General features: G+C 69.7%; 24 protein-coding genes and 1 pseudogene. 19 read left to right on the plus strand and 6 right to left on the minus strand.

The genetic code is table 11. The annotated features are described in order from the left end of the window. The first annotated feature begins 33 nt into the window (after positions 1–33). The 9 genes from OG272_RS34335 (at position 34) to OG272_RS34375 (ending at position 10,220) form a co-directional block, all read left to right on the plus strand. Positions 34–828: an enhanced serine sensitivity protein SseB C-terminal domain-containing protein gene (locus OG272_RS34335; protein ID WP_326577150.1), complete on the plus strand. Its 795-nt coding sequence runs from the start codon at positions 34–36 to the stop codon at positions 826–828. Between the two features lie 396 nt (positions 829–1,224). Further along, positions 1,225–2,223, plus strand: a complete 999-nt coding sequence (locus OG272_RS34340) for an ABC transporter permease (RefSeq protein ID WP_405895453.1) — start codon at positions 1,225–1,227, stop codon at positions 2,221–2,223. 89 nt (positions 2,224–2,312) lie between these two features. Next, positions 2,313–4,052: an ABC transporter substrate-binding protein gene (locus tag OG272_RS34345; protein WP_327727721.1), complete on the plus strand. Its 1,740-nt coding sequence runs from the start codon at positions 2,313–2,315 to the stop codon at positions 4,050–4,052. A gap of 69 nt (positions 4,053–4,121) precedes the next feature. Then, positions 4,122–5,129, plus strand: coding sequence for an ABC transporter permease (locus OG272_RS34350; RefSeq protein ID WP_327727720.1), 1,008 nt, complete (start codon positions 4,122–4,124; stop codon positions 5,127–5,129). Further along, on the plus strand, positions 5,126–6,220 hold the full coding sequence (locus OG272_RS34355; RefSeq protein WP_326577142.1) for an ABC transporter ATP-binding protein: 1,095 nt from the start codon (positions 5,126–5,128) through the stop codon (positions 6,218–6,220). The genes OG272_RS34350 and OG272_RS34355 overlap by 4 nt, the downstream gene beginning before the upstream one ends. Then, complete coding sequence (locus tag OG272_RS34360; protein WP_405895454.1) at positions 6,217–7,479, plus strand: ABC transporter ATP-binding protein; 1,263 nt, start codon at positions 6,217–6,219, stop codon at positions 7,477–7,479. The genes OG272_RS34355 and OG272_RS34360 overlap by 4 nt, the downstream gene beginning before the upstream one ends. A 63-nt stretch (positions 7,480–7,542) precedes the next feature. Then, positions 7,543–8,202, plus strand: a complete 660-nt coding sequence (locus OG272_RS34365; protein WP_405895455.1) for a trimeric intracellular cation channel family protein — start codon at positions 7,543–7,545, stop codon at positions 8,200–8,202. Between the two features lie 63 nt (positions 8,203–8,265). After that, complete coding sequence (locus tag OG272_RS34370) at positions 8,266–9,120, plus strand: thioesterase family protein (protein ID WP_327727717.1); 855 nt, start codon at positions 8,266–8,268, stop codon at positions 9,118–9,120. Between the two features lie 704 nt (positions 9,121–9,824). Next, positions 9,825–10,220 carry a hypothetical protein gene (locus OG272_RS34375; RefSeq protein ID WP_327732114.1) on the plus strand — a complete coding sequence of 132 codons (396 nt, stop codon included), beginning with the start codon at positions 9,825–9,827 and terminating at the stop codon, positions 10,218–10,220. Between the two features lie 67 nt (positions 10,221–10,287). Here OG272_RS34375 and OG272_RS34380 read toward each other — a convergent pair whose 3' ends face one another. After that, positions 10,288–10,914 carry a TetR family transcriptional regulator gene (locus tag OG272_RS34380; RefSeq protein ID WP_327727716.1) on the minus strand — a complete coding sequence of 209 codons (627 nt, stop codon included), beginning with the start codon at positions 10,912–10,914 and terminating at the stop codon, positions 10,288–10,290. 160 nt (positions 10,915–11,074) lie between these two features. Between OG272_RS34380 and OG272_RS34385 the strand changes: the two genes are divergently transcribed. The 3 genes from OG272_RS34385 (at position 11,075) to OG272_RS34395 (ending at position 12,910) form a co-directional block, all read left to right on the plus strand. Beyond that, entirely contained in the window at positions 11,075–11,239 is a 165-nt protein-coding gene (locus OG272_RS34385) for a hypothetical protein (RefSeq protein WP_013000518.1), read from the plus strand. A 34-nt stretch (positions 11,240–11,273) separates the two neighbouring features. Continuing rightward, a complete protein-coding gene (locus OG272_RS34390; protein ID WP_328224065.1) occupies positions 11,274–11,552 on the plus strand; it encodes a DUF4190 domain-containing protein in 279 nt (92 codons plus the stop codon). Positions 11,553–11,740: 188 nt separating this feature from the next. Beyond that, positions 11,741–12,910 (plus strand): cysteine desulfurase family protein, encoded by a 1,170-nt coding sequence (locus OG272_RS34395; protein ID WP_327727715.1) that lies wholly within the window; start codon positions 11,741–11,743, stop codon positions 12,908–12,910. A 94-nt stretch (positions 12,911–13,004) separates the two neighbouring features. Here OG272_RS34395 and OG272_RS34400 read toward each other — a convergent pair whose 3' ends face one another. Together OG272_RS34400 and OG272_RS34405 are read right to left on the minus strand one after the other, a co-directional pair. Further along, positions 13,005–14,531: a multicopper oxidase domain-containing protein gene (locus OG272_RS34400; protein WP_328224066.1), complete on the minus strand. Its 1,527-nt coding sequence runs from the start codon at positions 14,529–14,531 to the stop codon at positions 13,005–13,007. A 310-nt stretch (positions 14,532–14,841) separates the two neighbouring features. Beyond that, positions 14,842–15,558 carry an N-acetylmuramoyl-L-alanine amidase gene (locus tag OG272_RS34405; RefSeq protein ID WP_405895456.1) on the minus strand — a complete coding sequence of 239 codons (717 nt, stop codon included), beginning with the start codon at positions 15,556–15,558 and terminating at the stop codon, positions 14,842–14,844. A gap of 60 nt (positions 15,559–15,618) precedes the next feature. On the opposite strand from OG272_RS34405, the gene mnmA reads away from it, so the two are divergent. The 4 genes from mnmA (at position 15,619) to OG272_RS34425 (ending at position 19,010) form a co-directional block, all read left to right on the plus strand. Next, on the plus strand, positions 15,619–16,749 hold the full coding sequence (gene mnmA, locus OG272_RS34410) for a tRNA 2-thiouridine(34) synthase MnmA (protein ID WP_327727712.1): 1,131 nt from the start codon (positions 15,619–15,621) through the stop codon (positions 16,747–16,749). Between the two features lie 114 nt (positions 16,750–16,863). Then, positions 16,864–18,150 (plus strand): ATP-binding protein, encoded by a 1,287-nt coding sequence (locus OG272_RS34415; RefSeq protein ID WP_326577119.1) that lies wholly within the window; start codon positions 16,864–16,866, stop codon positions 18,148–18,150. Next, on the plus strand, positions 18,147–18,668 hold the full coding sequence (locus OG272_RS34420) for an RloB family protein (RefSeq protein WP_405895457.1): 522 nt from the start codon (positions 18,147–18,149) through the stop codon (positions 18,666–18,668). Before OG272_RS34415 ends, OG272_RS34420 begins: the two co-directional genes overlap by 4 nt. 117 nt (positions 18,669–18,785) lie before the next feature. Then, positions 18,786–19,010, plus strand: a complete 225-nt coding sequence (locus OG272_RS34425; protein WP_326577115.1) for a hypothetical protein — start codon at positions 18,786–18,788, stop codon at positions 19,008–19,010. Here OG272_RS34425 and OG272_RS34430 read toward each other — a convergent pair. Further along, complete coding sequence (locus OG272_RS34430) at positions 19,003–19,191, minus strand: DUF397 domain-containing protein (RefSeq protein ID WP_326577113.1); 189 nt, start codon at positions 19,189–19,191, stop codon at positions 19,003–19,005. The two genes, OG272_RS34425 and OG272_RS34430, sit on opposite strands and share 8 nt — an antisense overlap. A gap of 11 nt (positions 19,192–19,202) precedes the next feature. Next, the gene (locus OG272_RS34435) at positions 19,203–20,054 is read right to left on the minus strand and encodes a helix-turn-helix transcriptional regulator (protein WP_326577111.1); all 852 of its coding nucleotides are present in this window, start codon (positions 20,052–20,054) and stop codon (positions 19,203–19,205) included. 302 nt (positions 20,055–20,356) lie between these two features. Here OG272_RS34435 and OG272_RS34440 point away from each other — a divergent pair, with 302 nt between their 5' ends. Together OG272_RS34440 and OG272_RS34445 are read left to right on the plus strand one after the other, a co-directional pair. Continuing rightward, positions 20,357–20,872, plus strand: coding sequence for an ATP-binding protein (locus OG272_RS34440; RefSeq protein ID WP_405895458.1), 516 nt, complete (start codon positions 20,357–20,359; stop codon positions 20,870–20,872). A gap of 571 nt (positions 20,873–21,443) precedes the next feature. Continuing rightward, a pseudogene (locus OG272_RS34445) lies at positions 21,444–21,677 on the plus strand (type I restriction endonuclease); the annotation flags it as partial. Here OG272_RS34445 and OG272_RS34450 read toward each other — a convergent pair. Then, complete coding sequence (locus OG272_RS34450; RefSeq protein ID WP_326577107.1) at positions 21,626–21,799, minus strand: hypothetical protein; 174 nt, start codon at positions 21,797–21,799, stop codon at positions 21,626–21,628. The pseudogene OG272_RS34445 and the gene OG272_RS34450 overlap by 52 nt on opposite strands. Here OG272_RS34450 and OG272_RS34455 point away from each other — a divergent pair. Continuing rightward, entirely contained in the window at positions 21,798–23,126 is a 1,329-nt protein-coding gene (locus OG272_RS34455; protein WP_405896108.1) for a YgjP-like metallopeptidase domain-containing protein, read from the plus strand. The genes OG272_RS34450 and OG272_RS34455 overlap by 2 nt on opposite strands.

The following is a 23,126-nucleotide window of genomic DNA, read 5'->3' on the forward strand; positions in this document are numbered from 1 at the left end:
ATAACCAGGGTCCAACACCGAAGGGCGGCCAACGTGAGCGCGAGCGGCAGCCGCATCGCCACCGGGCAGGTCGAGCACATGCTGCGCCAGGTGACGCCCGGGCGTTACGACGCCTACGAGGCGCTGCTGCGTGCCCTCGCGACCCCGTCCTCCGGCCAGGTCTGGATGCTGCTCTGGCACGGCCAGGGCGGCTCCCCGGACGCGCAGTACGGGAACATGGAGGTCGACGGGTTCAACTACGCCCCGTGCGTCACCTCCGCCCAGGAACTCTCCGCCAGTGGCTGGAACCGCAGTTACGAGGTGGTCGACGGCCTCGACGTGGCCCGCACCCTCTACCCCGACCACTACGGCCTCTGGCTCAACCCGCACGCGCCGGGCGGCGGCGTCGGCATCCCCTGGCTCGACCTGCGCCGGATCGCCACGGGCCTGGAGCGGCAGCCCGCGGGCCCGCTCCGGCTGTCCGAACCGGCCATCGAGATCCCGCAGTTCTACGCCCTGCTGACGCAGAACGCCCACCGCACGTCCGCCGTGCGTTCGCTGCGCCGCGCCTGGGTGCAGCCCGCGCTCGGCGCGCCGTACCTGGCCATCGGCCTCGACGTGTACGACACCTCGCCGCCGGCCGTCGATTCCGTGCGCGCGATGATGCAGCAGTCCATCGGCGCGGTCCCGGACGGCCTGCCCGTCTCCACCGTCGCCATGTCCGACGAGTACGACCCGGTCGCCATGTGGCTCCGCGCCGCGGCCCGTCCGTTCTACGACCGCGAGGCCCACGCGGCGCCGGCCCAGGCCCCCGCGGCGGGCGGATACGGGTACCCGAGCGGCTACTGAGCCCGCGCAACGCGGACCGGAGCCCCGTGCGGACGATGAGGGGCGATCCGGACATGACGGTCCTGTCCGGTGACCTGGACCACAGGTGACCGCCGTGCCCACCGCTCAACAGAGCGTCACGTCCGGATAGCGGAACCCTGCTGGCCACATCACGGTTGCGCATACATTCGCCGTCAAGTCTGGTGCCTGATCGCGCGACCGTTGAAGACTCCCCCAGAGCGATGGGGGGATCCGGCGAACGCGCTGTTCATACGGCGAAGTTCCGTGCCGCGCCCCCTCTCGTACCCAGCAGTAGTCACAGAGCAAGAGAGCAGCAGTGGTGACGGACCGCACCGTAGACCCGGGCGGCCGTCAGGCACAGTCGGCAACCACCGGCACGGGCAAGCACGAGGGACGATGACCGCACCCATAGAGACGACCGGATCGCAGGCCGAGGCGCAGCCCGAAGCCGTGCTGGAAGGTGTCGAGGCCAAGAAGATCGAGGGCCGTTCGCTCGGCCAGATCGCCTGGACCCGCTTCAAGCGCGACAAGGTGGCGGTCGCCGGCGGTGTCGTCGTCGTCCTGCTGATCCTGATCGCGGCGCTCTCCCGGCCGCTGCAGTCGCTGCTGGGGCTCGACCCCAACGCCTTCAACCAGGATCTGATCGACCCCAACACGTCGCTGCCCAAGGGTGACTTCGGCGGGATGAGCTGGGACCACCCGCTCGGTGTCGAGCCGAAGTTCGGCCGCGACATCCTCGCCCGCATCCTGGAGGGCTCCTGGGTCTCCCTGGTCGTGGCCTTCGGCGCGACGATCCTGTCCAACGCCATCGGTGTGGTGCTGGGTCTGGTCGCCGGGTACTACGGCGGCCGGGTGGACACGGTCGTGAGCCGGCTGATGGACACCTTCCTGGCGTTCCCGCTGCTGCTCTTCGCCATCGCCATCTCCGCGACGCTCCAGGGCGGCGCCTTCGGTCTCGAGGGACTGCCGCTGCACATCTCGGTGCTGATCTTCGTCATCGGCTTCTTCAACTGGCCGTACATGGGGCGCATCGTGCGCGGTCAGACCCTGGCGCTGCGCGAGCGGGAGTTCATCGACGCCTCGCGGGGGATGGGGGCGGGCGGCCCGTACGTCCTGTTCAAGGAACTGCTGCCCAACCTCGTCGCGCCGATCATCGTCTACTCGACCCTGCTCATCCCGACCAACATCATCTTCGAGGCGTCGCTCAGCTTCCTCGGCGTCGGGATCCAGCCGCCGCAGGCCTCCTGGGGCGGCATGCTCAACCAGGCGGTCGACTTCTTCGAGGTCGACCCGCAGTACATGATCGTTCCCGGCCTCGCGATCTTCATCACGGTGCTGGCCTTCAACCTTCTCGGTGACGGCCTCCGGGACGCCCTCGACCCCCGCAGCCGCTGACGTCTGCGACCGCGGCCCGGTTGTGGCCCCAAGTCCCACTCAACTGTCCAACTACGAAGGGGAAACCGACCATCATGCGAAGGTCAGCAATGGCCGCTGTCGCGGTTGTGAGCAGCGCCGGCCTGCTTCTGTCCGCCTGCAGCAAGGCGGACGACGGTACGGACACCCCCAAGGGCGCCGGCGCCAACGCCGCGACCAAGGGTGTCGTCAACGAGTCCACGGCGAAGGGCGGCACGGTCACCTACGCCAGCTCCGACGCCCCCGAGTCCCTCGACCCGGGCAACATGTACTACGCGTACGGCTTCAACTTCAGCCGCCTCTACGCGCGTCCGCTGATGACGTTCAAGCCCGGCGCGGGCGAGGCGGGCAACGAGCTCGTCCCGGACCTGGCCGAGAGCGCGGGCACGCCCAGCGACGGCGGCAAGACCTGGACGTACAAGATCCGTCAGGGCGTCAAGTTCGAGGACGGCACCGTCGTCACCTCGAAGGACGTCAAGTACGCGGTCGAGCGCTCGAACTTCGCGCGTGACGTGCTCTCCTCGGGCCCCAACTACTTCCAGCAGCTGCTTGACGGCGGGGACAAGTACAAGGGCCCGTACAAGGACAAGAACGAGGCGGGCATCTCGTCCCTCGAGACGCCGGACGACAACACCATCGTCTTCAAGCTCAACAAGCCCTTCGCCGACTTCGACTACCTGGCGAGCATGCCGCAGACGGCCCCGGTGCCGAAGGCCAAGGACACCGGTGTCGACTACACCAAGAAGGTCGTCTCCACCGGCTCGTACAAGTTCCAGAAGTACGACGAGGGCAAGCAGATAGTCCTGGTGCGCAACCCGGAGTGGGACGCCAAGACGGACCCGCTGCGCAAGCAGTACCCGGAAAAGATCGTGGTGAACCTGAAGGTCAACAAGGCCACCATCGACAAGGACGTCATGTCCGGCGACACCATGATCGACATCCAGGGCACCGGTGTCGACGCCCAGACCCAGGCCCAGGTCCTCAAGGACAAGGACCAGCTGGCCAACACGGACAACGCGCTCGGCGGCCGTCTCGTCTACACGGCGATCAACACCAAGGTGGCGCCGTTCGACAACGTCGATTGCCGCAAGGCCGTGCAGTACGCGATCGACAAGACCGCCGTGCAGACCGCCATGGGCGGCCCGATCCGCGGTGACATCGCCTCCACCGTCCTGCCCACCGACGTCTCGGGCTACGAGAAGGCCGACACGTACGCCACCCCGGACAACAAGGGTGACGTCGCCAAGGCCAAGGAGAGCCTGAAGGCCTGCGGCAAGGAGGGCGGCTTCAAGACCTCCATCTCCGCCCGCACCGACCGTCAGGGCGAGGTCGACGCGGCCACCGCGATCGTCGAGGCGCTGAAGAAGGTCGGCATCGAGGCCGACATCAAGCAGTACCCGTCGGGCAAGTACTTCTCCGACTACGCGGGCGTGCCGAAGTTCAACAAGAAGAACAACATCGGCCTCATCATGATGCAGTGGGGTGCCGACTGGCCGACCGGCTACGGCTTCCTGCAGCAGATCGTGCACGGCAAGGCCATCGGCGAGTCCGGTAACACCAACCTCTCCGAGCTGGACGACCCGGCGATCAACAAGCTGCTGGACGACGCGATCGGCAACACGGACGAGGCCGCCCGCACCGCCGCGTACACCGAGGTCGACAAGAAGGTCATGGAGCAGGCCGCCATCGTGCCCCTGACCTACTTCAAGGTCCTGCTGTACCGCTCGCCGTACGCCACCAACCTGGTGTCGTCCTCGGCCTTCAGCGGTCAGTACGACTACCTCAACATCGGTGTCAAGGAAAAGAAGTAGCCCCGGAAGGCAGGTGAAGGCATTGGCGCCCGCGGGTGAGCACACCCGCGGGCGCCGGCGCCGGTCCTCGTGATCTCGTACATCATCCGCCGGACGATCGCGGCGGTGATCCTGCTGCTCGTCGTCACCGCGGTCACCTTCGGCATCTTCTTCATCCTGCCGAAACTCGCCGGGCAGACCGCCGACCAGCTGGCACAGCAGTACATCGGCAAGAACCCCTCGCCCGCGGACATCGCGGCGGTCAAGCGGAACCTCGGCCTGGACCAGCCGGTCTACGAGCAGTACTGGAACTTCATCAAGGGCATCGTCTCCGGTGCCACGTACGACCTGGGCCCCACCACGGTCCGCTGTGACGCCCCCTGCTTCGGCTACTCCTTCAAGGACCACCTGGAGGTCTGGCCGCAGCTCACCACCCGCCTGCCGGTGACCATCTCGCTCGCCGCCGGTGCCGCCGTGCTGTGGCTGGTGGGCGGTATCACGGCCGGTGTCATCTCGGCCCTGAAGCCCGGCTCGTTCTTCGACCGGGCCGCCATGGGCGTGGCACTCGCCGGTGTCTCCCTGCCCATGTTCTTCACCGGACAGCTCGCCCTGCTGCTGTTCAGCTACCAGCTGGAGATCTTCGGCCGGACGTACGTCCCCTTCACCGAGAACCCCTCGCAGTGGGCCAACACCCTCTTCCTGCCGTGGTGTTCGCTGGCGCTCCTCTACTCGGCCATCTACGCCCGGCTCACCCGCTCGGGCATGCTGGAGACGATGAACGAGGACTACATCCGCACCGCTCGGGCCAAGGGCCTCGGCGAGCGCAAGGTGGTCGTGAAGCACGGTCTGCGGGCCGCGCTGACCCCGCTGGTGACGGTCTTCGGCATGGACGTCGGCCTGCTCCTCGGCGGTGCCCTCATCACCGAGACCGTGTTCTCCCTGCACGGCATCGGCGAGTACGCGGTCCAGTCGATCAGCGCCAACGACCTGCCCCCGATCCTCGGGGTGACCCTGCTCGCGGCGTTCTTCGTCGTCTTCATGAACCTTGTGGTGGACCTGCTGTACGCCACGATCGACCCGCGGGTGAGGCTCTCGTGACCGAACTGTCCAAGACCGGGGCCGCCGTCGGCGAGCCCGCACGCGCCGGGGACGCCCCCGAGGCGTTCCTCGAAGTGCGCGACCTCAAGGTGCACTTCCCGACCGACGACGGCCTGGTCAAGTCCGTCGACGGCCTCTCCTTCCAGCTGGAGAAGGGCAAGACCCTCGGCATCGTGGGCGAGTCCGGCTCCGGCAAGTCGGTGACCTCGCTGGCGATCATGGGTCTGCACCGGCTCGGGGCACGGGGCAAGAACGTCCAGATGTCCGGCGAGATCTGGCTCGACGGCAAGGAACTCGTCGGGGCGAGCCCCGACGAGGTGCGCCGGCTGCGCGGCCGCGAGATGGCGATGATCTTCCAGGATCCGCTGTCCGCGATGCACCCGTACTACAAGGTCGGCAGCCAGATCGTCGAGGCGTACCGCGTCCACCACGACGTCAGCAAGAAGGTGGCCCGCAAGCGCGCCGTCGAACTCCTCGACCGCGTCGGCATACCGGAGCCCCACAAGCGGGTCGACGGCTACCCGCACGAGTTCTCCGGCGGTATGCGCCAGCGCGCCATGATCGCGATGGCCCTGGTGAACAACCCCGAGCTGCTGATCGCCGACGAGCCCACCACCGCCCTGGACGTCACCGTCCAGGCGCAGATCCTGGACCTCATCCGGGACCTGCAGAAGGAGTTCGGCTCCGCGGTCATCATCATCACGCACGACCTCGGCGTGGTCGCCGAGATCGCCGACGACATCCTCGTGATGTACGGCGGCCGCTGCGTGGAGCGCGGGCCGGTCGACGACATCTTCTACGAGCCGCAGCACCCCTACACCTGGGGCCTGCTCGGCTCGATGCCGCGCCTCGACCGCGCGCAGACCGACCGGCTCATCCCGGTCAAGGGCCAGCCGCCGAGCCTCATCAACGTGCCCTCGGGCTGCGCCTTCAACCCGCGCTGCCCCTACGCGGACGTGCCCAAGGACAACATCACCCGCACCGAGCGCCCCGAGCTGCGTGAGGTCGGCGGCCGGCACTTCACCGCCTGCCACCTGTCGCAGGAGGACCGTACGCGGATCTGGACCGAAGAGATTGCGCCGAAGCTGTGAGCGAGACTGAGACCCGGGCCGCCGTGCCGGCCCCGCGCACCGATGCCGACGCCGACGAGAAACCGCTGCTCAGGGTCGAGGGCCTGGTCAAGCACTTCCCCATCAAGAAGGGCCTGCTCCAGCGGCAGGTCGGGGCGGTCAAGGCCGTCGACGGCATCGACTTCGAGGTGCGCCGGGGCGAGACCCTGGGCGTGGTCGGGGAGTCCGGCTGCGGCAAGTCGACCATGGGCCGGCTCATCACCCGCCTGCTGGAACCGTCCGGCGGCAAGGTCGAGTTCGACGGCACGGACATCACGCACCTCAAGACGGCCGGGATGCGTCCGCTGCGCCGCGACATCCAGATGATCTTCCAGGACCCGTACGGCTCGCTGAACCCCCGCCACACCATCGGCACCATCGTCTCGGCGCCGTTCAAGCTCCAGGGCGTCGCGCCCGAGGGCGGGGTGAAGAAGGAGGTCCAGCGTCTCCTGGAGCTGGTGGGCCTGAGCCCCGAGCACTACAACCGCTACCCGCACGAATTCTCCGGCGGCCAGCGCCAGCGCATCGGCATCGCCCGCGCGCTCGCCCTCAAGCCCCGGATGGTCGTCGCGGACGAGCCGGTCTCCGCGCTCGACGTGTCCATCCAGGCGCAGGTCGTCAACCTCATGGACGACCTGCAGGACGAGCTCGGCCTGACGTACGTGATCATCGCGCACGACCTCTCCGTCGTCCGTCACGTCTCCGACCGCATCGCCGTGATGTACCTCGGCAAGATCGTGGAGCTGGCCGACCGGGACTCCCTGTACACGGCGCCGATGCACCCGTACACCAAGGCGCTGCTCTCGGCCGTGCCGATCCCGGACCCCAAGCGCCGCAGCGCCAAGAGCGAGCGCATCCTGCTCCAGGGCGACGTGCCCTCGCCGATAGCGCCGCCGAGCGGCTGCCGCTTCCACACCCGGTGCTGGAAGGCCACGCAGGTCTGCACGACCACCGAGCCGCCCCTCGCCGAGCTGAAGCCGGGGCAGCGGGTCGCCTGCCACCACCCCGAGAACTTCGAGGACCAGCAGCCCCAGGACGTCGTCCTGCTGACGGCCGCGAAGCAGGCGGCCCAGCTCGTACCGGAATCGGTCAAGAAGCCCGAGGCTCCGACAGGGACCAGTGCCGTCGGCAAGGAGGCCGGTGCCGTCAAGGAGACCGGTGCCGGCAAGGAGGCCGAGGTCGTGGACAAGACCGAGGTCGTCGAGAAGACCGAGGTCGCCAAAGAAACCGACGAGAAGTAAGCGATAACGAGCCCTCGCCTTGCAATGTAAGGCGGGGGTTCGCTATTGGGTCACAATGTGAGGGTGCTCCAGCAACTCTTCAGCCCCTCCGTCCAGCACACGCTCGACCTGGTCGGCATCTTCGTCTTCGCCATCTCGGGCGCGCTGCTGGCCGTCCGCAAGAACTTCGACGTCTTCGGCATCGCCGTCCTCGCCGAGGTCACCGCGCTCGGCGGCGGACTGTTCCGGGACCTGGTCATCGGCGCCGTACCGCCGGCCGCCTTCACCGACCTCGGCTACTTCCTCACGCCGCTGCTCGCCGCCCTCCTCGTCTTCTTCCTCCACCCGCACGTGGAGCGCATCCAGACCGGGGTGAACGTCTTCGACGCGGCCGGTCTCGGCCTGTTCTGCGTCGCGGGCACGACGAAGGCGTACGAGTACGGGCTCGGCCTGACCGCCTCCGCCGCCCTCGGCCTCGCCACGGGCGTCGGCGGTGGTGTGCTGCGGGACGTCCTCGCCAACGAGGTGCCCTCGCTGCTGCGCTGGGACCGCGACCTGTACGCCGTGCCCGCGATGGTCGGTGCCGGGATGGTCGTCCTGTGCATCCGCCTCGACGCCCTGAACCCGCTCACCTCGGCCCTCGCCGCGATCACGGCCTTCGCGCTGCGACTGCTGGCGATGCGCTACCACTGGCGGGCGCCGAGGGCATGGAACCGGCGGTCCTCGGCGGTCGAGGAGAGCTGAGACGAAACGTCTCCGCAATGCATAAAGCTACCGCTTAGTAATCGCCTGTTGTACGGTTCACCCATGCCCGAAGCAGCTTTCGTACAGGCCACCATCGGCGACAGCGAGTTCGACCGGGACACCGCGGTCACCCTGCGGGAACCCGGCGTCTACGACATCGACCTCTCCGCCGGCTGGACCATCACCGGCGCCGTCAACGGCGGCTACCTGCTGGCCGTCCTGGGCCGCGCCCTCGCCGACGCGCTCCCGCACGACGACCCGTTCACGATCTCCGCGTACTACCTGACCGCCTCCCGGCCGGGCCCCGCGGTCGTCCGCACGGACGTCGTCCGCACCGGACGGACCCTGTCGACCGGCCAGGCCTCCCTCTTCCAGTACGACGACGAGGGCCGCGAGGTCGAGCGGATACGCGTCCTCGCCTCCTACGGCGACCTGGGCTCCCTCCCGGACGACGTCCGTACGACGGCGAAGGCACCCGCGATCCCGCCGATCGAGCAGTGCTTCGGCCCGCAGGACGCCCCCGGCCCCGTCCCCGGCGGCTCCGCGATCGCCGACCGGCTGTTCCTCAAGCTCGACCCCGCGACGCTCGGCTGGGCGCTCGGCGCACCGTCCGGAAACGGCGAGATGCGGTCCTGGTTCGGGCTCGCCGACGGCCGCGACGCCGACCCGTTCTCCCTGCTCCTCGCCGTGGACGCGCTGCCGCCGACCGCCTTCGAGCTGGGCATCATGGGCTGGGCCCCGACGATCGAGTTGACCGTCCACGTCCGCTGCCGCCCCGCGCCGGGGCCGCTCCGGGTCTCCATCACCACCCGCAACCTCGCCGGCGGTTTCCTGGAGGAGGACGCCGAGGTCTGGGACAGCGCCGACCGGCTGGTCGCGCAGTCGCGGCAGCTGGCGCGCGTCCGGCTGTCGGACTGAGCGGTCCGCGGCCCGGCCGGGCCGCCATCCGGCCGTAGGCGTCGGCCCCTTCGGGGGCCGTCACCGCCTCCCCGAACGGCCCCTCGCGCGGCCCGTCCGGGAGGACGCCCCGCGCCCTCGCCGGGGCGTACTCGGCCGGCTCCGGTTCGAGCGCGAGCGGTCGGCCCGGGCCCGCGGGATCCCGGCCCTGATCTCCTCGTACGCTTCCGGTCGGCCGACCGTCGTCCGCTTCCGGCCGGCCGTCGTCCGCCACCCCGTCGGCGAACATCCGTACGGCCGGCCCGTCACCGCCCTCGCCGACGACCGCCCTCGCCGACGACCGCGATCCGTTGCGGGCCGCCGACGAGGTGACTGGGCAAGGCCGGCGTGCGGTCCGTCCTGGACGATCCCGTCAGGCGCCGTGCGGGCGTCGAACTCGGCGATACCTGGGAAGAGTTGCGGCGCCGGGTCGACGAACGGCCGGACGGCGTCGACGTCACCTGTGCGTGCGGCGCCCCTTCCTCGACATGTTCCTGCGCCTCTGTCACGAGCCCGTATCAGAGCCGAGGTGCGGGGGAGGAGTGAAAGGCCAGGTCAGGCGGGGGTTGTTGATGATCGCTTTGCTGTTCGCACAGGGTTGGCACAGCGCGAACCCAAGAGAGCCCCAAGCTGCGTTGATTCGATGCCGCCCACGAACTGCCTCATCGTTCTTGGAGTTGTCTCTCATGAAGCGTGCACGTCTCCTCCCCGCCGTCGCCCTGCTGGCGGCCGCGCCCCTCTTCCTTGTGGCGTGCGGCTCCGGCGACTCGTCGTCGTCCACCTCGAACAACGGCGACTCCGGAGGCCAGAGCTGCCAGGCCCCGTCGGGCGCTCCGTCCGGTGCCCCCTCGGGTGCCCCCTCCGGTCAGCCCTCCGCGAACGGCCAGGCACCCTCCGGCGCCCCCTCGGGCCAGCCGTCCGGTGCGCCGAGCGGCGCCCCCGGCGGTGGCGGCCAGAACGGCGGCCCCGGCGGCGGTGGCGGCTGCGGCGGCCCCGGCGGCGGCCAGCCTGGCCAGGGCGGCCAGGCCCCGAGCGGGGCGCCGAGCCAGGAGGCCTCCGCGTCGGCGTCCAAGGACAGCTGACCGGGACGTACGTGAGCAGGAGGGCGCGCCCGGCGAACGGGCGCGCCCTCCGCGTGTTCCGGCCGGTTCAGTCGAGCCAGTGACGACAGCCGATGCTGATCAGCCGCATGCGGCGGCTCGCCAGCCGGGTCACCCGGAGGCGCTCCTCCTCCGGCTTGTCCTGGGCCTCCAGGAACAGCGAGGCCGTCACCAGCATCTGATCGACGTACAGTCCCGCGAGCATCAGCCGGTCGTCGTCGGTCCACCCCCCGGTCTCCGGCCGCTTGGCCAACTCGCCGCGCACCTCCTCGGCGAACCGGGCCAGTTGACCCTGGATGGCGTCGCGCACCGGCTGGACCCCGCTGTGCCGTTCCCGTGCGATGAACCGGGCGTGTGCGGGGTACGCGTCCACGTGGCGGGCGATCAGATCGACGGCGCGCTCGATGAGTTCGTCGCTGTCGCCCACCGTCGACATCAGATCCCCGAGGACCGGGTGCAGGCTGCCGAGCACCTCCTCGACCAGCGCGACACCGAGGTCCGCGGTCGACCTGAAGTGCCGGTAGAACGCGGTCGGGGCGACGCCCACGGCCCGGGTGACCTCGCGAAGCCCCAGGCTGCTGAGGCTCTGCTCCTCCAGCAGGGCGAGCGCGGCGTCCATGAGCGCCTGCCGGGTCCTCTGCTTCTGGGCCTGCCGGCTGCCGAGAGTGTGACTCATGCCATGCAGTTAACAACTGTTCTCTGTAATTGCAAAGCCGGGCGCCGCGCTAGACTTGGCGGTCAGTGAACAGTTGTAACTACAACCGTTCACCCAGCCGTAACGAGCGAACCGACCCGACGAACCGTCACGACGAACCGAAACGAGAGGAGAGTCCGCCATGTTGTTCCTCGTCGCCGCACTGCTGCTGTTGGGTGTCGTCCTCGGCACCGTCGCCCATGTGCCGATGGCCGTCTCGTCCGCCCTGGCGGCCGGCATCGCCCTCTGGCTTGCGGTCTTCGCGTACCGCGAGCGCCACGCCCGCCGCAGCCGCACCACCGACTGACCGTCCCCGAGAGCCCGTTGGGAGCAGACCGACCATGCAGCTCACCGCCGCACGCCGGACCGGAGCCACCGCCCGCCCCCGAGGCCGCGACGCCGACGGTATGGCCGTCGCCTCCTTCGTCCTGGGCCTCCTGGGCCTCCTCGTCCTCAACCTCTTCCTCGGCCCCATCGCCGTCGTCCTGGCCGCGGTTGCCCTGAAGCGCGGTACGACCAGGCGAGGCCGCGCCTACCTGGGCCTGGGCCTGGGCATCGCCGACCTCGTGGTCCTCGCCACCCTGATGCAGACCACGAACACGGTGTCCTGGAGCTTCTGAGGGCAGAGGGCAGAGGGCAGAGGGCAGAGGGCAGAGGGCAGAGGGCTGAAAGCTTTCCGTCACCACTGCGGGCGTTCGTGCCGCACGGTGAACGCCGGGTACGGCCGGACCGCGCCGGGTGCCTTGTCGGCCAAGTCCGGGAGCACCGCCGAGGCCACCTGAACAGGGCCCCGTAGAATCGGCTCACCATGGCTTACCTCGACCACGCGGCGACCACCCCGATGCTCCCCGAGGCGGCAGAGGCCCTGACCGCCCAGCTGAGCGTCACCGGCAACGCCTCCTCGCTGCACGCCTCCGGCCGCCGAGCGCGGCGAACCGTCGAGGAGGCCCGCGAAACCCTCGCCGAAGCCCTCGGAGCCCGCCCGAGCGAGGTGGTCTTCACCTCCGGCGGCACCGAGGCCGACAACCTCGCCGTGAAGGGTCTGTACTGGTCCCGCCGCGACGCCGACCCGGCCCGCACCCGTGTCCTCGCCAGTCCCGTCGAACACCACGCGGTCCTCGACGCCGTGCACTGGCTCGGCGAACACGAGGGCGCCACCGTCGAGTACCTGCCGGTCGACGCGTACGGCCGAGTCCACCCGGACACCCTCCGCGAGGCCATCGCCCGCAACCCCGACGACGTCGCCCTGGCCACCGTGATGTGGGCCAACAACGAGATCGGCACGATCCTGCCGGTCCGTGAACTCGCCGACACCGCACAGGAGTTCGGCGTCCCGCTGCACGCCGACGCGGTCCAGGCCTTCGGTCAGGTTCCGGTCGACTTCGACGCCTCCGGCCTCGCCGCCATGACCGTCTCCGGCCACAAGATCGGCGGCCCGTACGGCATCGGCGCGCTGCTCCTCGGCCGCGAGTACAGCCCCGTACCCGTCCTGCACGGCGGCGGCCAGGAGCGCCACGTCCGCTCCGGCACCCTCGACGTCCCGGCCATCGCCTCCTTCGCGGTCGCCGGCCGGCTCGCCGCCGAGCAGCGCGAGTGGTTCGCCCGGGAGATCGGCGCCCTCCGCGACGCCCTGGTCGAGGCGGTCCGTGAGGCGGTGCCGGACGCGATCCTGGGCGGTGACCCGGCCCCGGGCGGACGCCTCCCCGCCAACGCGCACTTCACCTTCCCCGGCTGCGAGGGCGACTCCCTGCTCCTGCTGCTCGACGCCCAGGGCATCGAGTGCTCCACGGGGTCCGCCTGCACCGCCGGCGTCGCCCAGCCCAGCCACGTCCTCCTCGCCACCGGCACCGACCCCGACCTGGCCCGCGGCACCCTCCGCTTCTCCCTCGGCCACACCTCGACGGAGGCGGACGTGGAGGCGGTCGCGAAGGCGATCGGCCCGGTGGTGGAGCGCGCCCGCAACGCGGGCCTGAGCTGACCCCTTGGTACGGCACACGAGGTGACGGCGGGGCCGCGGTCACCGAGTCCGCGGATGCGCGGCCCCGCCGTCGTCCCGGTGCTCCCCCGGCGGCCTAGCTCTCCATCACCATGAGGCCGGCCATCATGCCCTCGTCCTCGTGCTGGAGGAGGTGGCAGTGGAGCATGTACATGTACGTGTCGTCCGCGAAGTCGGTGAACTCCATGGCGATCTTGATGGAGCCGCCGCCGACGACCTCGTAGGTGTCGAACCAGCCGAGGTCGACGCCGGTGGGCCCCTCGCCGTTGATCTCGATCAGCTGGAAGGGCACGTCGTGCAGGTGGAACGAGTGCTCCAGCATCGTGTTGTTGGTGATCGTCCAGATCTCCTTCGAGCCGAGCGTCGTCATGATCGTCGCCATGGAGTCCATGGTGGTGCCGACCGCCCCGTTGATCGCCATCTCGAGGCCGTCCTGGTCGAGCGTGATCTCGCGGGCGGTGAAGCCCGAGGTGTCGTACCGCTCGATCGTGTTGAGCGAGGACGGCAGGTCGTCGGGGGTGTCCGAGGCGTCCGGGGTGACGGTGAGGAAGTCGAACGTACCGCTGCCGCCACGGACCCACCCGGTCGTGATGACGGCCTGCAGCGTGACCGCGTCGCCGAGGTCCATCACGAACTCGGCGCGCCCGCCCGCCACCAGCCGGATGCTCTCCACCTCGGTGGCCTCGGTGAGATAGCCCTGCTCGGTGGCGATCTGGGTGAGCGTGCCGCCGTCACCGCGCTGGACGGTGATGATGTCCGACGGCGAGGCGTTGAGGACCCGGAACCGGGTGCGGGTCCTGGTCGCGGTGAACGTGAGCGTGGTGTCGTCGACGTTCGTGCCGTTGCACAGCACCGGGAAGCTGAGCGTGTTGCGCAGATAGCCGTTCAGGTCGTACTTGATGTCGCCCGCCGCGTCGGTGGCCAGGCACTGGAGGACGAGCGGGATGTCGTCGACGCCGTACTCGCTCGGCAGCGCGGCGGACGCGTCGGTCTCGTCCTCCACGATGATCAGACCGGCCAGCCCGTGCACGACCTGCTCGGCCGTGGTGCCCAGCGCGTGCGGGTGGTACCAGAGCGTCTTGGCCTCGTCGAGGATCTCGAAGGTGGGGGACCAGGTCTTCCCGGCGGCGAAGGCGTTCTGCGGGCCGCCGTCCATGTCGGGTGGGATGTGCGCGCCGTGGAAGTGGACGCTGGTGTCGGCGTCGAGGTCGTTGGTGATGTTCAGCAGGACCGTGGAGCCGGTGGTCCACTTCATGGTGGGGCCGAGGTACGACCCGTTGTAGCCGGCGGTGTCGCTGGAGACGCCGCTGAGCACCTCGTGGGTGCCGGTCCGGGCGGTCAGCGTGAACGTGGTGGTGCCGTCGGAGGTGGTGCCCTCCAGGAGGTCCGGGATGTTCAGCGTGGCGGTGTTGGTCGCGGCGCCCGCCTTGTTGCCCTTGGCGTCGGTCAGCAGCGAGAAGGCCGTACCGGCGACCGCGACCGCCGCCAGCCCGGCTCCCGCCATGCCGCCGAGGAACGTGCGGCGGTGCAGTCCCCTGCCCTTGCGGTGCTCGCCCTTGCGGTGACCGGCCGTGCCGGAGGTGGGCTCCATGTTGTTCGTCATGAGCCGGGATGCTTGACCTGAGGGCTGTGTGAGGTCTGGGGCGAAGTTAGGAGCGGGCCGAGCGGGCTGTGAGACCGCCGTGAGCAGCGGGCATCCTCAACTCATGTGTGATGAGGGCGAGTTGGGGCCGCCGCAGGTCGCGTCCGTGGCGTGGGACGTATCGGGCGGTCGTCGAGCGGGGCAGGTCCGTCGGGGACCCTTCATGTGATGTGTGTCATATGGGCGATGGTCTGTGGCGGGGCTGTCCCCACTCCCTCGCACCCCTGTGGCCCGGCTGTCCGCGCCCGGCGGACGCGATCGCCGTCGGGGGTCAGGCGGGGGTCGAGGTCTGGGCGGCGGCGGCGCGGACCAGCTTCATGTAGCGGTCCCAGTCCCAGCCCTCGCCGGGGTCCGTGTGGTCCGTCCCCGGGACCTCGACGTGGCCGAGGATGTGCTCGCGGTCGAGGGGGATGTCGTACCGTGCGCAGATACGGGCCGTCAGCCGCGCGGAGGCCTCGTACATCTCGGCGGTGAAGTCCTCTGGTTTCTCGACGAAGCCCTCGTGCTCGATGCCGACACTGCGCTCGTTGTAGTCGCGGTTGCCCGCGTGGTATGCCACGTCCAGTTCGCGGATCATCTGCGTGACGTGGCCGTCCTTGCGGACGATGTAGTGCGCGGCCGCTCCGTGCGCCGGGTCCTGGAAGACCTTCACGGCGCTGTCGAAACTGCCCTGGGTGACATGGATGATCACCATGTCTATGCCGAAGTCGTCCGGCCGGTCGGCCAGCCGCCAGTTCGCGTCCGACGCCGCGACCCACTTCGCGCCCGTGTAGTCGACCTCGCCCTCCTTACGCGGCTTCGTGACACCGGGCACCCGCCACCACGCGCGCGTCAGCTCGTCCCGGGCCACCACGGCCGTACCGACGGCGGCGACGGCCGTGCCGATGAGCAGCGCCCGGCGCCCGACGCGCCGGCCCGCGTCCTTGCCGCCGGAGGCGCTCGCGCCGCCGTCCCCGGAACCGTTCTTGGAAGCCCGTCTTGTTCCCACGAGATCGTCAACGGATACTCGCGGGCTCCGGTTCCCGGCGCCCCTTACCCTTGAAGGGTTATGACTGAGATCTCGCAGCGCTCCCGCCCCCTCCGTGTCCTCGCCGCCATGTCCGGCGGGGTCGACTCCGCCGTGGCCGCCGCCCGCGCGGCGGAAGCCGGGCACGACGTGACGGGCGTCCATCTGGCGCTGTCCGCGAACCCGCAGTCCTTCCGGACCGGGGCGCGCGGCTGCTGCACGATCGAGGACTCCCGGGACGCCCGCCGTGCCGCCGACGTCATCGGCATCCCCTTCTACGTGTGGGACCTCGCCGAGCGCTTCCGCGAGGACGTCGTCGAGGACTTCGTCGCCGAGTACGAGGCCGGACGCACCCCGAACCCCTGCCTGCGCTGCAACGAGAAGATCAAGTTCGCGGCCCTGCTCGACAAGGCCCTCGCGCTCGGCTTCGACGCCGTCTGCACGGGCCACTACGCCCAGGTGATCGTGCGCGAGGACGGCACCCGGGAGCTGCACCGCGCCTCCGACATGGCCAAGGACCAGTCGTACGTCCTCGGCGTGCTCGACGACAGGCAGCTCGCCCACGCCCTGTTCCCCCTCGGCGACACCGTCACCACCAAGGACGAGATCCGCGCCGAGGCCGAGCGCCGGGGCCTCGCGGTCGCCAAGAAGCCCGACTCCCACGACATCTGCTTCATCGCCGACGGCGACACCCAGGGCTTCCTGGCCGGCCGCCTCGGCAAGGCGGAGGGCGACATCGTCGACGAGTCCGGCACCGTGCTGGGCACCCACGAGGGCGCCTACGGCTACACCATCGGTCAGCGCAAGGGCCTGCGCATCGGCACACCGGCCCCCGACGGCAAGCCGCGCTACGTCCTCGACATCTCCCCGGTGGACAACACGGTGACGGTCGGCCCGGCCGCCGCCCTCGACGTCGACGCCCTGACCGCGATCCGCCCCCGCTGGTGCGGCGCGGCCCCCACCGGCCCCGGCACCTACACGGCCCAGCTCCGCGCCCACGGCGGCGAGACCGAGGTCCGGGCGGAGCTGGTCGACGGCGAGCTCCAGGTCCGCTTCACCGAGCCGGTCCGCGGCGTCGCCCCCGGCCAGGCGATCGTCCTGTACGACGGCACCCGCGTCGTGGGTTCGGCGACGATCGCGTCGACGGTACGGGCGAAGGCCGGGGTGGCCTAGAAAAGATCTTCGGGGCTGGCCCCGGACCCGCAGCCGTCATAGGCTTCCCTAGCGGATCGTCCGCAAGGGTCAGTGAACGACGGGGCCGCCTCCCCGTCCGCCAGGAGGTCGAGGGTGCTCCTCCGTTTCCGGGTGGCGAACCACCGCTCGATCCGTGACGAGTGTGAGCTGTCGCTGATCGGCGCCGGGCTCAAGGAAGGCACCGCTCGGGACACCGGAATCGAGTATGACCACCGGCCGGTTCCGGGGCTCTCCGTCCTGGGTGTCTTCGGCGCCAACGCGTCGGGCAAGACCAATCTGCTCAGCGCCATGACGGCCATGCGGGACGCCGTACGCACCTCTTTCGCGGACTGGCCGAAGTCGCCGGGCGTCCCCCGTCAGCCCTTCAAACTCGACCGCAAGAGCGCCGACGAAACGACCCTCTTCGAGGTCGACCTCGTCCTGGGCCATCACCGCAAGATCCGCTACACCTACGGTTTCGAGCTGTCCGACGAGCGCGTCGAGGCCGAGTGGCTGCACGCCTACCCCGACGGCGAACGTCAGGTCTGGTTCGACCGGGAGGCGGGCCGGCCGGCGGCCGAGGGCCCCGAATTCGTCTTCGAGGGCGACGGCATCGCCGGGAATCGCCGCGACGACCTGGTTCGGTACACGCGATCCGACGCGCTGTTCCTCTCCACCGGAGCCACCCTCAACGACCCCGTGCTGTCGGCGCTGCACCGCTGGTTCCTCGACAACCTGTGGCTGGTCACGCCGGGCGAGGACATCACGGGGCGTACGACGTTCACCCAGCGGATGCTGACCGAGAAGAGCACGAAGAACACGGAGCGCGCCTACCGCGAACGGATCCTCCAACTCCTCGCCATCGCCGATCTGGGCATCACCGGCATCGACGTCGATCCCGAGTCCGGAGGCATCCGGCTCAGGCACCGCACCCCGGACGGCGGGGATGTCCCGCTGGAGTTCCTGCGCGAGGAGTCGTTCGGCACGCACGCCTGGTTCGCGTTCCTCGGCCCCATGCTCACGGTGCTGGACAACGGTACGACGCTGCTGGTCGACGAACTCGACTCCAGCCTCCATCCCACCCTCGCCGCCGAGGTCGTACGGATCTTCCAGGACCCGAAGGCCAATCCGAACAACGCCCAGCTCGTCTTCACGACGCATGACGCGACCCTGCTCGGCAGCGCCGTACTCGACCGTCCACTGGACCGGGAACAGGTGTGGATCGCGGCGAAGGAGCGTTCGGGGGCGACCAGCGTCTATCCCGTCACCGCCGCCCACCCGGCAGAGGACGAAGACCTGGAGAGCGGATACCTACGAGGCCGCTACGGCGGTGTACCGCGCGTCGGCGCGGGAGCGATCGCTCGTGAACTGTCCTGGCAGGAGGCGAAGGAAACAGCGTGAGCAGGCGGGGCGGACGGCAGCAGGACAACGGTGTCGGCGGGGCGGGAGAGACGGAAGGCGCGGGAGGGACCGGGACGTCACGGAGGCGCAGGGGGAGCAGGGACGACCGGTTCGCGCCGGTCCCGTACCGGCCGCCGGTCTCGAAGGAGCAGCGGGTGCTCTTCGTCGCCTGTGAGGGCGAGGTCACCGAGCCGCAGTACCTCGACCACCTCAACTCCCGCTACGGGGACGGCGGGGACGGGGAGAGGCAGCCGTTCCTGATCCATCCGATCAGCGCGAAGAACGGTCTCATCCCTTCCCGGACCGTCGCCGCCGTGCGCGACCTCAAGCAGGCCGAGGGCGAGGAGGCGTGGGTTTTGTTCGACCGGGACCGGCACCACGACATCCCGAAGGCGCTCACGGACGCCGCCGAGGCCAACGTCCAGGTGTGTTTCTCGCACCCGTCCTTCGACCTGTGGCTGCGTGAAGAACGACAAGAGCGTCAAGGGCGAGCGCCGGGACGCGCTGGACGAACATGACGCCGCGAAGAAGGCGGTCGCCCACGCCAGAAGCCTGGTCAACCAGTGCGAGCACGGCGGCTGCAAGGCCGGCAACCGTACACGGCGTCGCCCGCTGGCCGTGCCTACTTCCAGCGCGTGGGCAAGCAGACCACGAACCTCGCGTCGATCAACTCGACCCAGGTGAAGGCCATGCCCGTCCCGGTGCCTCCGCTGGATGAGCAGGAGCGGCTGCTCGGGCCGATTCGTGCGGTAAGAAGGCGATCGGAGGCGTTGGAGAGGCAGGTCACCAAGCTGAGGACCGTTCAGCGGGCGGTGGTTGAGGAGCTGCTGGTAGGGCGGGCCGGGAGCCCCGCTACGTGAGCTGATCCGCCTTGACGCTCCGTAGGAGCGCCCCCAGCGCAGCCTGGTCCGTGGTCAGAACGCGGGCCGGGGCCTCGCTCTCGCGGAGGGCGATGCCCTCGGGGCTCGGCGCGGCTATCTCCACGCAGGCGTTGGCCGAAGCCTCCGAGAACGAGGACTTGATCCATTTCAACGTGGTCAACGGGGCACCTCTTACAGCTCTCCGGTGATCTCAAGGATGCGGTTCCTTGACTCATCCGGATTCAACGCCACCCGTTCGACCAAGTCCAGCCGCCGACGGAAGTTGGACAACTGGGTCGGAGAGTCGAAGAACACTGCGCCGATGGGTGAGTCCACCTGGACGGTGTCCAGATGGGGGCTCGCGGCGGCGGCGTACATGATCGTGTCCCCGGCCATGGGAAATCCTTCGGCCGTCAGCGGGATCACCAGCAATCTGACGTTGGGGCGCTCGCTTTCCTCCAAGAGGCGATTCAACTGGGCCTTGGCTACCCGGCGACCGCCGATTCGAAGGTGGAGCGCGGCCTCGTAGATCAAGCCCACGTAAGGCACGCCGAGGTCGCCCGCCACCACGTCATGCCGGGCCAGGCGATGGGCCACACGCAACTCGACCTCCAGCCGTGGCAATGCCGGGACGAAGAGGTCGAACAGTGCGCGGGCGTGCTCTTCGGTCTGGAACACGCCCGGGATGTGAGCCGTCTGGAGGGTGCGCAGACTCGTGGCGTGGTGCTCAAGCTCTGCCAGGTCCAGGAAGTCGGGCGGGATCTTGCCCCGGTACTCGTCCCACCATCCCCGTGTGCGTCCTCCGGTGATGGTGGCAAGAGCGTCGATCAATTCACTGTTGTCGCACTCGTAGATGCTTGCCAGTCGACGTAGTCGCTCCTCGCTGATGCCGAAGCGGCCCGACTCGATGTTGGAGATCATCGTGCGGTCCACTCCCAGCCGCTCGGCGGCGATGGGCGCGGACATGCCTACGGAGTCACGGAGTCGTCGAAGCTCAGCGCCGAAGCGCCTCTGACGAATCGTAGGTGTGTGACGTGGTGCCATGAGTTAACTCCTTGCTCGCGCGCACAGTTTGCCGATCTCGGAGTGTCGTCGTCCACGGGAAACAGGACTATGACCCGTTTTAGTGAATGAGGTAGCACGCGTTTTAGTCGTGAGGCTAGCCTGTGACTCAGGCCACCCCCTGCTCCACTCTCGCGGAAGCACACCGGACCCCACCGCCCTCCGGAAGGCGGCGAACGTCCCGGCAAAGACACCGCACCGGCCCGGAGTCGGAGGGAACGGCCCCACCGCGCGATTCGCATCCGCGTACTCACCGCAGCCACTCGCACCAACGGAGGTGCCGCGTGACCCGACCCCCCACCGTCCTCACCCCTCACGCCGACGACCCCGAACCCCCTCCACCCGCTGGCCTAGGCCCCCTCCCCTTCACCGCCCCCTGGAGTTACGAGCTCCACTTCCCCTGCGACCCCCGAGCCCCCGGAATCGCCCGCCTCACCCTCCGCGCCGTACTCACCGCCCACGGCCTCGCCCAACTCACCGACCGCGCCGAGCTGCTGACGTCCGAGCTCGCGACCAACTCGGTGCGGCACACCAAAGGCCCCGCGTTCGTCCGCCTGCACTGGCTGGACCCCGTCCTCCGCGTGAGCGTCTGGGACATGGGCCCCGACCTGCCACCGCTGCCGCCGCCCCCGGCCGTACCGGCGTACGCGGACGGAGGGCGAGGCCTGCTGATCCTCGACCTGCTCGCCGACCGCTGGGGCGGCTGCGGCACGGGTGAGGGGCCGTACGGGCCCGCCGGCAAGACGATCTGGTTCGAGCTGGCCCTTCCGCCGCAGCCGCCGCCCGCCCTCGCGGCTTGAACCGGAGATCCGGTGAGCCCTCGAAGCGCCCCCGTGGCTTGATCGCGAGGCCGAAACACCCCTGGTCGGCTCCCTGCCCGTGAGCAGAGTTTCCTGTACGTCCCATGGAGACGCCGGGGCGCACGGTGGGGCAGGGAGTCCAGCGGTGAGTCGCGGGAGCTACCGGAGTACGACCAGACCGAGCAGCCGCTGATACGGCACCTGGTCGACCTCGGATGGGAGCACCTGGAAGGGGCGCCGCCCGGCGAACCGGCCACCTCGCCGGGCCTCTCCGAGCGCGAGGCGTTCACCGAGGTCGTCTATGTGAAGCGCTTCCGGGACGCGATCTCGCGGATCAACCCGGGGCCGAACGGCGGGACCGGGCTCACCAGCGCTCAGCTCGACCACCTCCTCGCCTTCGTGCTCGGCACGGCGCCCGGTCAGGGCCCTGCCGATCGCGGCGTGCGCGGCAACCTCGCCGTGACCGGGCTGCTGCGCAAGGGCGTCAACGCCCGCATGCCCCGGCTGGAAGAAGGGCGACCCCGAACACGTACAGCTCGTCGACTGGGACGGGGAGAACGGCGGACGCAACGACCTGCTCGCGGTCAGTCAGTTCCGCGTGGAGCGCAAGGACGCGGCCCCAGTCACCCCCGACCTCGTGCTGTTCGTCAACGGGCTGCCCTGGGTCGTCATCGAGTGCAAGGCCCCGCTCACCTCCGGCGGCAGGGAGGAGAGCAGGGCCGCCCTCGACGACGCGGTCGGGCAGGTCTGCCGCTACGCGAGCCTGGAATCGCCCTTCCCCGTCGCCGAGTTCACCCGCTTCGCGCAGGTGCTGGTCGGCACCGACCGGACGTACGCGGAACTGGGGACGGTCACCTCGACGCCCGAGTACTTCACGCCCTGGCGTACGACTGAGCCCGCGCCCGCAGACGGGTGCGCCACCGACATGGCGGTCCTCGTCGTCGAAGTCCTGCGGCCCGACCATCTCCTCACCCTCGTAAGGGACTTCACTCGAACACGGCATCCTCTCCCTGGCCGACGAACAGCGTCGCGAGGCACTGCTCGACGCGCTCGAAGACCCGCTCACGCGCGGTCAGTTCGACGAACTGGCACGGGACTTCCTCACCGCCCTGGGCGCGGTCCTGCCCCGCCCGTACGCCCTGCGGTACGAGCGGTTCGCGGGCCGGCTGGGCGAGGTGCAGTACCTGGCACGGCAGCGCTATCTGGACGGACGCGACGAGTTCAGCCCGCGCCGGTACGGGGAGAAGGTACGCCGGCTCATCGCCGACCACCTCCGGGTAACGGGTGTCGAACTGCGGGTCCCGCCCATCGAACTGAGCGCGCCCGAGTTCATGGAACGCGTCGACGCCAACCCCGACGCCCGCGCCAGGACCAGGTACATGGTCAGCCGCCTGCGGACCCACATCACGGCGAGGATCGGCACGGACCGGGCCCGCTACGAGCTGTTCAGCGCCCGTCTGGAGGAGATCGTCCAGCAGATGCGCCAGGACTTCGAGCAGGCGGCGACCGACCTGGCACGGCTGTACGGCGACATCACGGCGGACGTCGAGGAGACGGGCCCGTCCCTCGACCCTCTGACGGAACGCCCGGTCTACCGGGCACTGGTGCGGGCCCTGGAGCAGGAGGGCGCGCCTCTCCCGTCCGCCGAGGTCGACCTGTACGAGGCGGCCTGCCTCCTGACGTCGGATATCGCGGTCCTCGTGCGGACGCCGCACTTCGTGACACAGGCCGACGCCCAGAGCGAGGCGCGCAAGGTGTCCGCAAGGAACTGGTCAGCGGGGCGAGCTTCGGGTATCTCGGCCGCCGCCACCGGCTGAGGGTCGTGGCCGCCGAGCCTGGCACACGGGTACGGCTGCACCAGGGATGGCTGGAACTTCCGCGCCCCGACTCCCCACGGGTGGGCGCGCGGCTGATCGCCGACTGGTACACCGCACGGGGCGTGGACTGGATGACCGCGCGCATGCGGCCTCTGGCCGCGCGGGCAGGTGTGGCCCCCGGAGGCATCGTCGTACGAGACCTCAACGAGCGCTGGGGTGCCTGTGACCCGGACGGGACCATCACCGTGCACTGGGCGTTGATGCAACTGCCTCCTGCCCTGGTGGACCTCGTTCTCGTCCATGAGCTGACGCACCTGGCCGTCCCGGCTCACGGGCCGGCGTTCCGGCGCAGGATGCGGCTCGCACTCGGAGACCTGGAAGGACTGGAACACCGTTTCGCGCAGGCCGAGCCCGATCTGTGGCGCGGGGCTGTGTGA

Source organism: Streptomyces sp. NBC_00104 (assembly GCF_045160825.1).
In the GTDB taxonomy this organism is placed as follows: Bacteria; Actinomycetota; Actinomycetes; order Streptomycetales; family Streptomycetaceae; genus Streptomyces.

What these genes read in the sequence shown, in the direction of transcription:
- OG272_RS34340 (WP_405895453.1), top strand. Translation starts at nt 1,225, where the DNA reads ATGACCGCACCCATAGAGACGACCGGATCGCAGGCCGAGGCGCAGCCC.
- OG272_RS34345 (WP_327727721.1), top strand. Translation starts at nt 2,313, where the DNA reads ATGGCCGCTGTCGCGGTTGTGAGCAGCGCCGGCCTGCTTCTGTCCGCC.
- OG272_RS34370 (WP_327727717.1), top strand. Translation starts at nt 8,266, where the DNA reads ATGCCCGAAGCAGCTTTCGTACAGGCCACCATCGGCGACAGCGAGTTC.
- OG272_RS34375 (WP_327732114.1), top strand. Translation starts at nt 9,825, where the DNA reads ATGAAGCGTGCACGTCTCCTCCCCGCCGTCGCCCTGCTGGCGGCCGCG.
- OG272_RS34380 (WP_327727716.1), bottom strand. Translation starts at nt 10,914, where the DNA reads ATGAGTCACACTCTCGGCAGCCGGCAGGCCCAGAAGCAGAGGACCCGG.
- OG272_RS34385 (WP_013000518.1), top strand. Translation starts at nt 11,075, where the DNA reads ATGTTGTTCCTCGTCGCCGCACTGCTGCTGTTGGGTGTCGTCCTCGGC.
- OG272_RS34390 (WP_328224065.1), top strand. Translation starts at nt 11,274, where the DNA reads ATGCAGCTCACCGCCGCACGCCGGACCGGAGCCACCGCCCGCCCCCGA.
- OG272_RS34395 (WP_327727715.1), top strand. Translation starts at nt 11,741, where the DNA reads ATGGCTTACCTCGACCACGCGGCGACCACCCCGATGCTCCCCGAGGCG.
- OG272_RS34400 (WP_328224066.1), bottom strand. Translation starts at nt 14,531, where the DNA reads ATGACGAACAACATGGAGCCCACCTCCGGCACGGCCGGTCACCGCAAG.
- mnmA (WP_327727712.1), top strand. Translation starts at nt 15,619, where the DNA reads ATGACTGAGATCTCGCAGCGCTCCCGCCCCCTCCGTGTCCTCGCCGCC.
- OG272_RS34435 (WP_326577111.1), bottom strand. Translation starts at nt 20,054, where the DNA reads ATGGCACCACGTCACACACCTACGATTCGTCAGAGGCGCTTCGGCGCT.
- OG272_RS34455 (WP_405896108.1), top strand. Translation starts at nt 21,798, where the DNA reads ATGGCGGTCCTCGTCGTCGAAGTCCTGCGGCCCGACCATCTCCTCACC.
- OG272_RS34450 (WP_326577107.1), bottom strand. Translation starts at nt 21,799, where the DNA reads ATGTCGGTGGCGCACCCGTCTGCGGGCGCGGGCTCAGTCGTACGCCAG.